This window comes from Atopobium fossor DSM 15642, assembly GCF_000483125.1.
GTDB classification, from domain to species: Bacteria; Actinomycetota; Coriobacteriia; order Coriobacteriales; family Atopobiaceae; genus Atopobium; species Atopobium fossor.
This window is the reverse complement of the sequence record NZ_KI519553.1, coordinates 82004-95954: the sequence shown is the minus strand read 5'-3', so window position 1 is coordinate 95954 and position 13951 is coordinate 82004. Positions and strand designations below refer to the sequence as shown.

Sequence of the window (13951 nt, the reverse complement as noted above, 5' to 3'; positions counted from 1 at the left end):
CTAGCCAAAACCACAAAATCAAACAAGCTAAGCCTGAGCAACAACCTTAGCCCAGTCTGCAGCAAAACCCTCCAAGCCCTTATCGGTAAGAGGATGGTGCACGCACTTCTTAAGCGCAGCAAAGGGTACCGTTGCAATATCTGCAGCCATAAGTGCAGCCTGCGTTACGTGGTTAGGCGTGCGGACAGAGGCAGTAATAATCTCGGGGCCGCCCTCCTGCTCCCAATAGCCATAGTCGTAGTTTTTAACTGCGTCTACGATGGTTTCCAGCTGAGCTAAGCCATCATCTGCAATGTCATCAAAACGGCCAACAAAAGGTGAAATGTAGCGTGCACCAGCGCGGGCAGCCAACAATGCCTGAGTTGCCGAGAAAATCAGCGTCATGTTTACACGAATACCGCGCTTAGCAAGCTCATGCGTTGCAGGCAAAGACTCCTCACAAATAGGAAGCTTAACCACAATGTTAGGAGCCAAAGAAGCCAAGCGTACACCCTCAGCAATCATGTCCTCAGTGGTCTCGGCTGTGGACTCTGCAGAAACAGGAATATCCTCGCCAACAATCTTGCAAATCTTGACCATGTGGTCCTCAAAGTCTGCCAGCTTACCACCGGTACGAGCATATAGACTTGGGTTAGTGGTTACGCCACTTAAAATGCCCCAGCTTGCTGCCTCTTCAATATCTTTAAGATCGGCTGTGTCGATAAAAAACTTCATCTGCTGCTCTCCTTTTTTACTTCGATACTTTTTTAGATACTAATCCTCAAATCCAACTAATCCTCAAGACCATCGTTAATAAGGTCTGCCAAAGCCTGAGGATCATCACTTGCATGTACCGAGTTACGGAAATTCTCGTCCATAAGCATAACAGCAGCCTTAGACAAAAGACGCAGGTGAGTAGTACCAGCCTCAAGACCAGGAACCAACAAAGCCAAGGCAACGTCTACAGGCTGATCATCAAACGAAGGCCACTCTACAGGAGCAGCCAACTTTACCAATAGCAAACCAGCCTTATTGATAACGTCACTCTTTGCGTGAGGAACAGCAAAGCCATTTTCCATGCCTGTTGCACCCTCGTCCTCACGAGCCATAAATGCCTTAAAAATAGCATCAGCATCGCCATAACCAAGCTCAGCACCCTTTTGAGAGATAAACTCCAGGGCCTTCTCGCGAGTATCCACATCAACATTTACAAATACTTGCTCTGAGCTTACAAACTTTGCCACAATTACCTCCCTAAAAAAGAGCGGCCAGCACATGCCAGCCGCTCAAGCTTTACCGAACTACTCGAAACTCTACTTCTTAAGCGCAGCAACTACGCGAGAAGTCAAAGACCCGAGGTTCAAGCACTCTACATACTGGCGGATTGGACGCTTAATGTGATCTACCACATAACGCGCACCATCAATGCCAGCGGCTTCAAGGTTAGTGTACAACTTCTTAATCTCTGCCTTAACCTCATCGTCATTAAATACGTAGTGCCCCGAGATATCCAGAATTTTAAGAGATAATTCTTCGTCTTCAAGAATATCTTCAACCTGTAACTTGGTCTGCTCGCCAACCATCCACTTGCGCCAACGCTCCGTTTTAATTGCCTTGACTAGTAACACTTTTTTGAGCTCTGATGGAGTGTTGCAAAGACCTTCTTTAACAAGAATGTCCTGTACAGCACACAACTTTAGGTAAGCACGAGTTTCCTCGGTGCCATATTGGGGAGCTACGTTAGACGCGGTTACACGAGCAGGAATGTGCTCAAGCAAGGTAACATCATCCATGTAATCGGCATTATGTTCTTTGAGACCCACACCATAACGCTTTGCCATCTTTGAGAGTTCTAAAGCATTCTGGAAATCGTAATGACCCACCTGATCGGTATAGCGCGTTAAGGTTCCCGTTTGACCAACAATAAAAGTTGGCATAGGAAGATTGCGCTTACCAAGCTCTACCTGCAAGTACTCGATAAACTCCTCGTACTTATCGGCAGACGTTAAGCCACCGTTGGTTTCCTCGGTACCCACCTCATAGCCAATCTCGGGCAAACCAAGTGCTTTGCGCTGTTGCTCGCAATACTCGATAAGCTCAACGGTACGGCGCTCCACTACATCCAGCGGGATTACCTTACCAATGACAAAAGGATCCTTGGTTGGATCAATCATAAGCAGGTCAAAGCCAGCCTTAATATCTGCAAGATATGATGCCTTTGCCTTCTCCATAGCCTCAGCTTCGGGCAGATGAGCATTGCGCTCCTCATCACGCTGCCAAGGACCACCATGGTCGCGGCACAGGTAGTACATGCCATCAAAACCAACCTTATCGGCAACCGTTTTAATATCTGCAGCAAAGCGATTCTGATCCCAACCATTTACATAGCCAGCACCAAACTCATCTGCATCAACTTGATTGCGGCTTGCAATAAACATGAGAGGAAAATCATGCTCTTGTGCAAGTTCAAATGATGCCTGCAGCAAATTAGGAGACATAGGTCCAATACCAAGCATGGTAGATGAGGTACCAGAATCCTGCAGTTTGAGCATGCCTTCAACGTACTTTTTAATAGGGAGCTTTTCCATTAACGTACTTCCGTTCCTGACGTTTCCATCTTTGGTTTCATGACAACCATGATGGCAGCACCAATAAGCGTGCCAATAACAATGTCTAGGCAGAACAAGGCAATGTTGTTCGTGGCAAAAGCAACAATAAAGCCACCGTGAGGAACAAAGCACTCAATACCCTGAAGCATTGCCAAACCAGCACCAACGGCAGAACCAATCATGATGCCCGGAAGTGTACGTGCAAGATCCTTTACCGCAAAGGGAATTGCACCTTCGGTAATGCCAATACAACCCATGAAGATTGCAGAGATACCCATCTGACGGTCGGTCTCATCAAACTTATTACGCGCAATAAGTGCAGCAACACCGCAAGCCAGAGGAGGAATAGCTACGGCCACGCGAAATGCTCCGTTAGGGCCATATACACTAGTAGTCATAAGAGCCATGGTAAAGGTAGAGGCGGTCTTATTAACGGGACCACCCATATCAAATGCAGTCATAAGACCAATAACAAGACCAAGGATTACCGCAGAGCCACCCTGTAAGCCAGTTAACAAATCCGTTAACCAACCCATAAATGCACCCAATGGCAATGCAAGAACATAGATGTAAAGCAAACCCCATATCAAAGAGGTGAAGATAGGAATAATCAAAATAGGCATGATGGTGCGGATAACATCATTAACCTGCCATGTTTTCATCCACTTTACCCAGTAGCCAACACAGATGGCCAAAATCATACCGCCCAAAAAGCCCGTAGATACATCTGTTCCATTTACAGAAACTGGGTTGTTAACCAAGTAACCCATAACAAAACCTGGTGCCAAGGCTGGCTTACCAGCAAGCGAATATGCAATATAGGCAGTCATTACCGGAATCATCATTTTGATGCCGGCCATGCCAATCAAATTGAGATTTTGCATGAAGGGATTGGTGACCTCCATGCCTTCTGCACCTGCTTTACCAGAAGCAAGGGAGAATGCTAGAAATACACCACCCACTACAACAATAGGGATAAAGTACGAAACGCCTGTGTTAAAAGCCTTGAGAAGATCTTTGCCTAGGTTATCAAACAAACCCTTCTTTTTCTTCTCTTTTGCCTTCTCTTTTGTCTCTTCAGCCATTTTGTTCCTCTCACAAAAACGACCATTACCAATACAACACTTGATACATGCTTAATACATCGCGATTACTCACTTGCATTACTCATCAATTTGCTCAAGCAAACGATCAATGACGGAAGCTGCATCACGAATAACATCAGCAGAACCAACAGTTAGCACGCGGTCCTCGTCGCGTTTATCATCAAAGCGTTCGTCGCCCTCAATGCCCACATCAACGGCAAGCAAAACACCATCGGCTGACTCTATATCGTCATCATCAAGTTCGTTGTCGGCACCGTACCCACCTTGAGTTTCTACTTTGTACTCAAAGCCCCTTTTCTCGCACTCATCCTCAATGGCCTTTTGAGCCATAAAGGTATGTGCAATGCCAACGGTACACGCTGTTACTGCTACGATTTTCATGCACAAACCCCCTCCTGTTGATTGACCACTCCCACCGTTCACCCTTGTTTAAGCAATGTTTGGAAACATGTTTTTACATTGCATACGTTTGGGTACTTTAATAACACCAAGTCTAGGCAGGTGATTTTATTGCTACAAGAAATATTCCGTAAGCGCAGGTAGATGTATATTTCTTAACAATTTTAGTTAAACGTTTAACTAGTTCTTTTTTATCGATATTTGTTACTGTGAATAAAAGTCAAGAAAATATTTAATTTTTCTGTAAGCGGAATATAGCAAGAAGTCTAGTATTCTAAAAATGCTGTTTTGGTTTATTTCAAAGGAGTATCATGTCCCGCAATCGAGTTACTATTTCTGACATAGCAAAACTTGCTGGGACTTCTACGGCTACCGTATCTTATTGCATAAATGGACAATTTAATCGCATGAGCGATAAAACCCGCAAAAAGATTGAACGAGCTATTGTTACAACAGGATATGTACCTAATGCACAATCTCGTATGCTCTCTTCTAAAGAGACACATACAGGCGTTATTGCTGTTCTTATTCTAGACAACACAAATGCATGGAGCGGTCAGCTTATTAATGGCATCGAAGAAGTTGCGGCACAGCACAAATATCAAACGGTTCTTTGTAATACAAATTTTCAATCTGATATTGAATCGATGTATACAGAGAAGATGCTCTCTCTTGGCGTAGATGGCTTTATTGTCCAACCTACTTCTCAATTCATGAAGGTGCGCAAACGCATAGAAGCTGCTGGTAAAAAGGTTGTTTTTTACGATACAGACTTATACGACTTCAATACTTCATGGATTAAAACAAATCTTTACGAAGGAGTGTACTCAGCGGTAAGCCATTGTATGGAAGCTGGATATACCTCTTTTGTAGTCCTCAATGACGATGGAAGAAATACGGAGCCTTTTGCTGCAAATCACCGTACGCGTGCCGAACGTATGCAGGGTTTTATCAACGCCGTATCCGCACACAACTTTGAATACACGTCAATTGCAGTAACCCACACTTCTCCCTCAGAAGAGCTACTCACCAAACAGCTTCAGCATGCAATTACCCCTTCTGAGAAAACACTCATTTTTACACCACACCAATGGATGTTAGGAAGAACATTTAAAGCATTAGAACCACTTCATCACCTCATTCCCGAGAAAATCGGGTTACTTGGTATAAACAACCAGGAGTGGAGCAGTCTTACCAAACCCTCTATTTCCACCATTTTGGAACCCGTTAGGCAAGAAGGTGTTGAAGCCTGTCAAATGCTTTTTAATTTGATGGAAAACGATGGAGCAACGCCCATGCAAAAAGTGCTCCCCTGCACAACATGTTGGCAAGAAAGCACTTTATAACTCAAGGGGCTTAAAAAAGTTTTGTTTTCCGCTAGTCAATTTACTAACATTTTGTTAAGCCAAGCTCCTGTAGATATTCTTCTGCTGCATTAACTCCACCATTATTGATATGTCTCATTAGCTCAGAACCAACAATAACCCCATCGGCACCATTCTGCAAAACACTGAGGACATCATCTCGAGTTTTAATACCAAACCCGACATATTTCTTTTTGGTAGTCATTTTCCGCAAACGATTGATGGTGCTAATATATTCTGTCTGAAGAGTTCCTTGAGAGCCTGTCTTTCCTTTACCTGATATAATATACGCAAATTCACTCGTTTTTTCTGCGCGCTCTATCATTTGCTGATCAGAAAGTTCGTTTGAAAAGAGTCTAATCGTGTTTGGGAAAACGCTTTCTGGATAACACTCATCTACACATAGCAAAGAATCAAATAGAGTAGAATCGATAGAGCTTAAATCATATTTGTCGATACCCTCTTTATAAGTCATTAAAATCATTTTGAAAGAAAAGTAAGCACGAATTTCTTTTAATCCTTCAATGATTTTTGACCTTGTAAGAATAGGTAATACGTGGGCATTTGCCTTCTTTATTATCTCTCCATCTGCAAATGAGTTTTGTACAGGAATACCAAGTTCAACATATCCAATACCATATCTATTAAAAAGTCTTAGCAGCTCAATAAATGTAGTCCACTCTGGATACCCAAATGTCAAAAAGAGAACAGTATTACTTGCTTGAATCGACAAAGAAGGCATATTGCTCAGCTCAGATAGAGTTCTATTACCCATTGCTATTTTGCTCCTTACAAAAATATTACAGAGGTAAAAGCTGAAGAATCCAACCGAGAATGGGTCCATAAACACAATAATCTGTCTCAGAAAGAATACGCATAATAGGCGCATAGGAACCAACGATAGGCAACAGAAGCGCTTGGCCCACGATTAAGAGAACACCGTTTACCAAAGAACCAATAATCGCACCACGCACACCACCATGAGCATTTCCAAAAATAGCAGTAGCAGCACCAGTAAAGAAAGTAGGAATAAGAGCAGGAAACACTACTACTGGATAGCCAATTGCTGCCAACACAACCATGCCCACAAGACCAGAGCATAGGCTACATAAGAAGCCGACGATAACACTTGTTGGATAATTTGGAAATAGCAGTGGAACATCAAGACCAGGTTTTGCACCTGGAATAATCTTCTCAGCAATACCGTGAAATGCAGGAATAATTTCAGCAAGCATCATTCGTACGCCTGTAATGATAACTGTTATCCACATGCCAAAGCTAATACCCTGTAGAATTGAATACACTAAAATATCTTTTCCACCAGAAATATTTTCAGTAACCCATGTAGGACTAGCAAAAATACTTACAACGAGAAAAAGAAGTGTCATAACTAAAGTCAGAGCAATAGTCATTTCACGTAAGAAAGAAAACTGCTTTGGGATTTTAATTTCTTCTAAATCGTTGGCCTTATTACCAAATGTCTTAGCAAGAATGGTAGCAGTTAAAAGACCAAAAGAGCTTGAATGTGCAAGGGTAATATCTTCTCCACCTTTCACACCTTGAATACAATAGTTAACATAAGCGCAGGTAAATGTCATATATAAACCTAAAATTACTGATCCCGCACAAACAATGCCCCAAAATGATAAGGAAGTATTGTACTTAAGTAGAGCAGCAAGTAATCCTGAATAGAAAAAAGAAACATGTGCCGAAAGATGAACAAACTTAAAGCGAGTAAATCGTGCCAACAACAAGTTAACAATAAAACCAAAGGCAAAAATAAGAGCTAATTCGGTACCAATTTCTCCCATATATTCCGCAGAGGCTGTTCCTATGTCTGTTGCAGCTGCTGCAGTAGTACCAAATGCTTTAGAAATCATAGTTGCTAGCGGCAATAAAGCAGTACCCAATGTTTGTCCACCAAGGTTAATCATGGTGAAACCAATCATGGCCTTAATTGCTGAAGGAAGAATTTGATTCCATTTCTTTCCCATTGCAAGCATACCGGCAATAATTACAAACCCAATGATAAAAACGGATTGACTTAGATAGTTATTAACAATGTAAAGAAATACACTCATTTTTTTGCAACCTCCTATTTAATAGAAGCGATTGTTTTAAGTAGTTGCTCTCTGAGAAAAGCCTTGTCCATCATGTTGTCTATACGAATAATCGGCGTTTCGGTTTCTCGCAATGCATCTGCAAAATCAGAAGTAGTAATAAGAGCGTCATATGCGCTAGGGTCAACAGAGCCTATATCCGATGCATCTACCTCTGCTTCTATTCCCTCTGCATCCAAAATCTGTTGGGCAAATAGTCGGAGCATCATACTGCTTCCAACTCCTGCACCGCATACCGTAACAAGTCTATACATTACTCGCTTCCTTCCATGATTTTGATTATTTCACCAGGCGTATTTGCTAACTTAATCTGCTTAACTTTTGTTTCATCTGCAAGAATTTCTGCAAGCTCTGCTAGTGCTTTTAAATGTGTTTGGTGATCTATTGCACAAAGTGCGATAACGATTTCTACGGGATCATTCGTTGGATGACCAAATATAACGGGATGCCTAAGCGTAATTATTCCGAAGCCAATAGATTTAGCTCCTTTATCTGGCCTGGCGTGTGGCATTGCAATTCCTGGAGCAATTACTATATAGGTACCATTTACCTCAACGTTTTCTATCATAGCTTCTATATACGATTCCTCTGCGATGCCTCTTTTTACTAATAATCTTCCTGCACGACGTACAGCATCATTTCGATCTGCCGCCTCATAATTTACTTCCACTAAGTCTTTTGTAAGAACCTCATGTAGCATAGGCTGATAGCCACCTCTCTCTAATTTGCAATTTTCTAGACACTTTGAAGAGAGTCCAAAGTATTGCTTTAAATCACTTATTAGTAGTTTTTTCTTATCTTCTTCAAGTGAAGCGTGACGCAAAATAATGGACATAATTTCTGCAACGTCCACAGGCTTTGTTTGAGAATGAAAACTCTCTTGTAATTTTCTAAAATCAACTTGGTTAAATTGAGGAGAAACCTCAATAACATTTTCACCTGAAAATGAAAAATGCCCTACAGACACAATAACATCAACGTTATTACTCTCAAGCCAACGTCTAGCTTCAGCAACTCCATAAACACCAATAATATTTATATCGAAATTTGTTTCTAGTTTTGACCTAATCAACTGAGAGGTAGCAAGTCCCTCCCGACAAACAACTATAACGCTGGTCTGACGTATCGCAGCACGCTTATTTCGCTCCAAAGACCCTGCAAAAAATAATGTAAAGAAAGCTACTTCCTCAATCGGAAAGTGAACATCTAACTCGCTTTCAACAATTTTAAGACTAGCCTCTACCACATCAAAGAGTTCAGTACATTGATTTGCGACATAATCCAGCATTGGATTTTCTATAAAGGTCTGATTGACTGCACGCCAATATGCTGGACGCAGATGATTAAGGAGTCCCACTCGTAACATTTCATCATCAATAAAACCAGCATATGGGAATGCATGGGAAACATCTTCGATAAGCTTATCGATGAGAATACCTAGTTTTATCCAGTTTTCCGATACAAGATCATCAAAGTGCACAATTGATGCTTCACGTAACTTACTTGCCACATAATCTAGCTCATCTGCCGATAACTCCGCTGAAAAAATCTGTTCAAGTGTTTTTGAGTACTTTTTTACCATCTCAAATTCACGTGTAGTAGGTATCACCTGAGAGGCCAGTACTATTTTTTTATTAATTCGTATCCTGCAATACGATGCGTAGGCAGAGCAAATTAAATAATCAACAGACGCATCGCTGAATTCAACTTGTAAGTCTTTACATATTTTTTCTATAAGCTCATGCATTTTGACTGAAAAATCTAGTGTAGATAATGATGTTGACTCTTCAACCTCTGAGATATTGCAAGCAGAGTCATTGCTCTTATTTAAGCAATCTTCAAAGACAGTATTGCTTTTGTAAAAGAGGAACTCATCATTTAAAAAGAATGAGGTGAGTGCATTACGTATATCTTTTTCAGAACCTTCAACCACATATCCAACAAACTGAAATGATGTGAGCTTAATTGAGTATTTTTGTAAGATATTTTTAATATACTGTATGTCATGCAATAAAGTATTCCGTGATATGTCGTAATATGCCTGCAAATCTTCGATGCTAAATCCATCAGATAGCGTAAGTATTAATTCACCAATTCGAGTACGACGAAACTCAGGATCTATATAGAACAGCTCTCTGTCATTAACTAGCTGTGAAAAGGCAACTGTAGATAGATATTCATAAGAGAGAATACCGCGTTTATTCTGTATATATGTTCTATTGTAAGCACGTAAAAAAGTGTTAATGCGATTAACGTCATTGTAAATCGTTCGGGAACTTACTCCAAAACGTGCCGCAAAATCACTAACATGCATGGAAATATGGGCACAGCAAACTAAATTGTATAGTTGTTCAACTCTGACACTCATATGACCCCTCCTAAATTAATCGTAGTTAAGAGGGGATTTTCAAACAAACCCACTTTTTTTCAATATTTGTGAAAATGTATTTTTCGTTCTACCAGAACATACCTAATCCAAATATAAAAACACGAGGTTCTAGAAGTAATCCCAAAGCCAATTAATTGGCTTTGGGATTACTATTTATCTTTATTCAAAACCTAATTAAGAAGTGCCGTAACCGTATCCAGCAAATCGTTGGTCGTAAGTTTAAATGCCTTTTGCAAGTAATCTGGACTACCTACCTGACCAAAGCTCTCCACAACGCCATGACGTTTAAATGGCACAGCCACACTATGTTCTGCCAAAACTGCTGCAACAGCATCTCCCAATCCACCAATAACACCGTGGTTCTCAAAGGTAACTACTGCCTTCTTTTCTGCAGCTTCACTGAGCACGAATTTCTCATCCAGAGGCTTAATGCAAAACATGTCTATTACCTCGGCAGAAATTCCCTGCTGTTCTAAAATCTCTGCAGCATCTAAAGCCTCGCTTACCAGTTGACCGGCCGCAATAATAAGAACATCGTTACCCTTACGAACAATATTGCCGCGACCAAGCTCAAAAGTAGAGCCAGGCTCATACACATCACGTACTGCCTTGCGATTAGCGCGAACGTAATGCACACCTTCAAGTTGTGCAAACTCGCGAATAATCCAATCCAACTGTGTGGCATCTGCAGCATCACATACGATAGCTCCTGGGATGGTACGCATAAGCGCAACGTCTTCCCAAGTAGTGTGAGTGCCACCATTGGTGCCTACACAAAATCCAGGGTCAGAGCCATAGATATTAATAGTGTTGTGCGCATAGCCACCAGACAAAAATACCTGGTCAAAAACGCGACGGGATACAAACGGTCCAAACGAATGCATAAAGGGCTTAAAGCCAAGTGTGCTCATACCTGCAGCAACGCCAACCATATTAGCTTCAGAGATACCGCATTGCACAAAGCGGTCAGGATTGGTTTGTGCAATCTTGGTAAAACCGGAAGCACCGCCCAAATCTGCCTCAAGAGCAACAACACGGTCGTTGGTATTCATGAGATCTTGGAGTGTATGTACTACAACAGCGCGAAGTTCAGGAGAGTTCATGCCACGATCTTTGGCAAGTTTAAACATTAGACCTCACTCCCCTCTAAAATCTTCTCGTATTGAGCAAGTGCCTCATCTGCCGCCTTCTTAACCTCAGGAGCGCTAAATTTCACAGAGTGATTGCCAGAATAGGTCTCAAAGAAAGGAATACCCGCACCCTTAATACTATCCAAAATAATAGCCACTGCAGTGTCCTTGGTATTCTCGGCAATGGTAAGGACTTCGTCTACAGCATTCATATCCTGGCCATTAACCTGCTGTGTTGCAAAACCAAAGGCTTCAAGCTTCTTGGCAATATCAAAGGGATTAATAACTTCTTCAAGCGAGCCATCAAGCTGGCGTTTATTCCAGTCGATAATAACAATGCAGTTGTTAAGCTTATTGGACGCAATATACTGAAATGCCTCCCAGCACTGCCCCTCATTAAGCTCGCCATCGCCCACAATAAGATATACGCGCCTGTCAGAACCCTTCATACGCAAAGCAGTAGCAATACCAGCAGCGGTAGAAGTACCCTGACCCAAAGAACCAGTAGTCATATCTACGCCAGGTGTTTTTATACGATCGGGATGAGAAGGTAAGTTGGTGCCGCCCTCGTTAAGAGTAAGCAACATATTACGGTCAAAGAAGCCCTTCTCTGCCAACGTGGCATACCAAGCAGGTCCAGCATGACCCTTGGAAAGAACCACGCGATCACGGTCTTCCCACAAAGGATTGCTTGCATCATAGCGTAGGTGTTTACCATAGAGTACGCTCATGAGTTCAACAATGGACATTGAACCACCCAGATGGCCAGAACCAACCTTCATAAGCATCTGAAGGATATCTCTGCGAACTTTCACGCAAAATAGCGAAAGTTCATCAAACGTTTTTTGATCCATCAATATCTCCAAAAAATAATGCGAAATAATGCGCTGCAGGAACAATGCCCCTACAGCGCGTGCAAATACACAACTGATTTTGGGCAGTCGTGTATAGCTGTGTATTTAAGCCTCAATATTCTTCTCGCGAAGTTTCTCTTCCAGCTCGTTCTTATCGATGATGTTCTGAAGAACCACAATCTGCTCTTCAGGAACATCCTTGATGAAATCTGCCAGATCACGGCCGACAACAAACAGGTCTGCAGCGCCAGGCTTTACGTCAGAAGTGGTTGAATGAGAAACAGAAATGCCCTCAATACCCATCTTCTTAAGAACATCTTGAATGTTCATTTCTACCATGAGGCTCGAGCCAAGACCAGAACCACAGGCACACATAATCTTTGATACCTTCATGCTTCACTCCTTTGTGTGAGCAGGTGCAGTTTTATTGTACTAACTACACCATATAAATAGTTGCCGGGGCACAGCATGCACCCCGGCAAACCTGCGAGTTCATTATATAGCCGTGAGGCCATTATTCTTGCTCAGCAACAACCTTCTTAGGTGCAACAAAGTTGTAGATAATAGGTGCACAGAACACAAGAATGCAAACAATCATAAGTGCTGTGCCCTGAATACCCTGAGCCGCATTACCAAACAGGATGCCCATCCAAGAGAAGTCAGCATCAGAGAAGGTAGCAGCGGTAAAACCAAGTGCAGTAAATACAGGCATGCAAATTGCGGGCAAGAAGGTAATGAGAAGGCCATGGATAAAGGAGCCAGCTACACAACCCTTCACGCCACCTTCTGCGTTACCAAAGACACCTGCGGTTGCGCCACAGAAGAAGTGAGGTACAACGCCGGGAAGAATGAGTGCTACAGGAATAGTACTATTGATGCCAGTAAGTACCAGAAGGCCAATGATACCTGCAAGGAAAGATACCAAGAAGCCAATGATTACTGCGTTAGGAGCATAAGGATATGCAACAGGGCAGTCAATTGCAGGAATTGCACCAGGGACGAGCTTCTCTGCAATGCCCTTAAACGCAGGAACAATCTCACCAACAATCAGACGAACGCCAGACAGGATGATGTAAACGCCGCCAGCAAAGCTCATGCCAGAGGTCAAAGACCATACAATCCAGTTGGTGTGAGTCTCGGTACCAACATTAAGCAGGTCATTGAGGTGCGCAAACTGAGTGGGATCTGCGGTCAAAATACCCTTTGCAACGGCAATACCCGTTACAATAACAAACAAAACCATCATGGTGATAGAAATAGAAACGGTAGTATCGCGCAAGAAGATAAGACGCTTGGGGAACTTAAGTTCCTCGGTGGACTTGCTGCCCTTAAAAGCCTTACCAACCAAACCTGCAAGAGCATAACCAATACCACCAAAGTGACCAAGAGCAACGCCATCGGTGCCGGTTACCTTCTTGAAGGTAGGCTGACAGTAAGCGGGAGATACAACCATGATGAATGCAAGCAAGCAGCCACCAGCAATGATGAGCTGCGCACCAGCCAAGCCACCAATGGACAGGATTACAGCGAGCATGCAAGCCATGTACAACGTGTGATGACCAGTCAAGAAGATGTAACGCATACGAGAAAAACGCGCCAGCACGATATTAAGAATCATACCAACACACATGATAAGTGCAGTATCGGAACCAAACTGCTCAAGAGCCATGGAAACAACAGCCTCATTGTTAGGAACGACACCCTGCATGTTAAAGGCAAAGTTAAAAATCTCACCAAATGCAAGCAAAGAGCCAGACTGCAAAAAGCCTGCGCCAGCGGACAGTACCAAGAAACCAACAATGGTCTTTACGGTACCCATTACAATGTCTTCGATAGGCTTGCCCTGAAGTGCAAGACCAAGAAGAGCGAGAAGGCCAACAAGAATTGCTGGCGTAGACAAGATGTTGACAAAGAAATCTACAACTGCCATGTTTCCCCCTTTAATAAAAACTCGCTACTCAATACGAATCGTGCATATCACAGTTGACGCCCGCTACGTCA

General features: G+C 42.5%; 14 protein-coding genes. 1 reads left to right on the top strand and 13 read right to left on the bottom strand.

Translation table 11 applies throughout. From position 1 onward, the window contains the following. Positions 1-27: 27 nt before the first annotated feature. The 5 genes from G469_RS0103145 to G469_RS0103125 all read right to left on the bottom strand — a co-directional run bounded on the left by G469_RS0103145 (position 28) and on the right by G469_RS0103125 (position 4075). On the bottom strand, positions 28-714 hold the full coding sequence (locus tag G469_RS0103145; RefSeq protein WP_028263809.1) for a transaldolase family protein: 687 nt from the start codon (positions 712-714) through the stop codon (positions 28-30). Positions 715-770: 56 nt separating this feature from the next. Continuing rightward, complete coding sequence (locus G469_RS0103140; protein ID WP_028263808.1) at positions 771-1223, bottom strand: PTS sugar transporter subunit IIA; 453 nt, start codon at positions 1221-1223, stop codon at positions 771-773. Positions 1224-1292: 69 nt separating this feature from the next. Continuing rightward, positions 1293-2567: a class II D-tagatose-bisphosphate aldolase non-catalytic subunit gene (locus G469_RS0103135; protein WP_028263807.1), complete on the bottom strand. Its 1275-nt coding sequence runs from the start codon at positions 2565-2567 to the stop codon at positions 1293-1295. Then, positions 2567-3673, bottom strand: a complete 1107-nt coding sequence (locus G469_RS0103130) for a PTS fructose transporter subunit IIC (protein ID WP_211225399.1) — start codon at positions 3671-3673, stop codon at positions 2567-2569. Before G469_RS0103130 ends, G469_RS0103135 begins: the two co-directional genes overlap by 1 nt. 78 nt (positions 3674-3751) lie before the next feature. Further along, a complete protein-coding gene (locus tag G469_RS0103125; protein ID WP_028263805.1) occupies positions 3752-4075 on the bottom strand; it encodes a PTS fructose transporter subunit IIB in 324 nt (107 codons plus the stop codon). A gap of 329 nt (positions 4076-4404) precedes the next feature. Between G469_RS0103125 and G469_RS0103120 the strand changes: the two genes are divergently transcribed. Next, complete coding sequence (locus G469_RS0103120; protein ID WP_028263804.1) at positions 4405-5439, top strand: LacI family DNA-binding transcriptional regulator; 1035 nt, start codon at positions 4405-4407, stop codon at positions 5437-5439. Between the two features lie 43 nt (positions 5440-5482). Here G469_RS0103120 and G469_RS0103115 read toward each other — a convergent pair whose 3' ends face one another. From G469_RS0103115 to G469_RS0103080, 8 genes are all read right to left on the bottom strand, one after another. Then, complete coding sequence (locus G469_RS0103115) at positions 5483-6232, bottom strand: tryptophan synthase subunit alpha (RefSeq protein WP_051353731.1); 750 nt, start codon at positions 6230-6232, stop codon at positions 5483-5485. A gap of 25 nt (positions 6233-6257) precedes the next feature. After that, a complete protein-coding gene (locus G469_RS0103110) occupies positions 6258-7538 on the bottom strand; it encodes a PTS ascorbate transporter subunit IIC (RefSeq protein ID WP_028263802.1) in 1281 nt (426 codons plus the stop codon). A 14-nt stretch (positions 7539-7552) separates the two neighbouring features. Continuing rightward, the gene (locus tag G469_RS0103105; protein ID WP_028263801.1) at positions 7553-7831 is read right to left on the bottom strand and encodes a PTS sugar transporter subunit IIB; all 279 of its coding nucleotides are present in this window, start codon (positions 7829-7831) and stop codon (positions 7553-7555) included. Next, positions 7831-9945: a BglG family transcription antiterminator gene (locus G469_RS0103100; RefSeq protein WP_028263800.1), complete on the bottom strand. Its 2115-nt coding sequence runs from the start codon at positions 9943-9945 to the stop codon at positions 7831-7833. The genes G469_RS0103105 and G469_RS0103100 overlap by 1 nt, the downstream gene beginning before the upstream one ends. Before the next feature lie 191 nt (positions 9946-10136). Beyond that, positions 10137-11096: a transketolase family protein gene (locus G469_RS0103095; protein ID WP_028263799.1), complete on the bottom strand. Its 960-nt coding sequence runs from the start codon at positions 11094-11096 to the stop codon at positions 10137-10139. Next, complete coding sequence (locus G469_RS0103090; protein WP_035425365.1) at positions 11096-11950, bottom strand: transketolase; 855 nt, start codon at positions 11948-11950, stop codon at positions 11096-11098. Before G469_RS0103090 ends, G469_RS0103095 begins: the two co-directional genes overlap by 1 nt. 105 nt (positions 11951-12055) lie before the next feature. Next, positions 12056-12343, bottom strand: a complete 288-nt coding sequence (locus tag G469_RS0103085; protein WP_028263797.1) for a PTS sugar transporter subunit IIB — start codon at positions 12341-12343, stop codon at positions 12056-12058. Positions 12344-12464: 121 nt separating this feature from the next. Then, a complete protein-coding gene (locus G469_RS0103080; RefSeq protein ID WP_028263796.1) occupies positions 12465-13880 on the bottom strand; it encodes a PTS ascorbate transporter subunit IIC in 1416 nt (471 codons plus the stop codon). Positions 13881-13951 lie beyond the last annotated feature (71 nt).

Bases quoted from the DNA above. Each gene is read 5' to 3' on its own strand.
- G469_RS0103085 (WP_028263797.1), bottom strand. From the start codon at position 12,343: ATGAAGGTATCAAAGATTATGTGTGCCTGTGGTTCTGGTCTTGGCTCG.
- G469_RS0103090 (WP_035425365.1), bottom strand. From the start codon at position 11,950: ATGGATCAAAAAACGTTTGATGAACTTTCGCTATTTTGCGTGAAAGTT.
- G469_RS0103135 (WP_028263807.1), bottom strand. From the start codon at position 2,567: ATGGAAAAGCTCCCTATTAAAAAGTACGTTGAAGGCATGCTCAAACTG.
- G469_RS0103095 (WP_028263799.1), bottom strand. From the start codon at position 11,096: ATGTTTAAACTTGCCAAAGATCGTGGCATGAACTCTCCTGAACTTCGC.
- G469_RS0103125 (WP_028263805.1), bottom strand. From the start codon at position 4,075: ATGAAAATCGTAGCAGTAACAGCGTGTACCGTTGGCATTGCACATACC.
- G469_RS0103100 (WP_028263800.1), bottom strand. From the start codon at position 9,945: ATGAGTGTCAGAGTTGAACAACTATACAATTTAGTTTGCTGTGCCCAT.
- G469_RS0103105 (WP_028263801.1), bottom strand. From the start codon at position 7,831: ATGTATAGACTTGTTACGGTATGCGGTGCAGGAGTTGGAAGCAGTATG.
- G469_RS0103145 (WP_028263809.1), bottom strand. From the start codon at position 714: ATGAAGTTTTTTATCGACACAGCCGATCTTAAAGATATTGAAGAGGCA.
- G469_RS0103120 (WP_028263804.1), top strand. From the start codon at position 4,405: ATGTCCCGCAATCGAGTTACTATTTCTGACATAGCAAAACTTGCTGGG.
- G469_RS0103130 (WP_211225399.1), bottom strand. From the start codon at position 3,673: ATGGCTGAAGAGACAAAAGAGAAGGCAAAAGAGAAGAAAAAGAAGGGT.
- G469_RS0103080 (WP_028263796.1), bottom strand. From the start codon at position 13,880: ATGGCAGTTGTAGATTTCTTTGTCAACATCTTGTCTACGCCAGCAATT.
- G469_RS0103115 (WP_051353731.1), bottom strand. From the start codon at position 6,232: ATGGGTAATAGAACTCTATCTGAGCTGAGCAATATGCCTTCTTTGTCG.
- G469_RS0103110 (WP_028263802.1), bottom strand. From the start codon at position 7,538: ATGAGTGTATTTCTTTACATTGTTAATAACTATCTAAGTCAATCCGTT.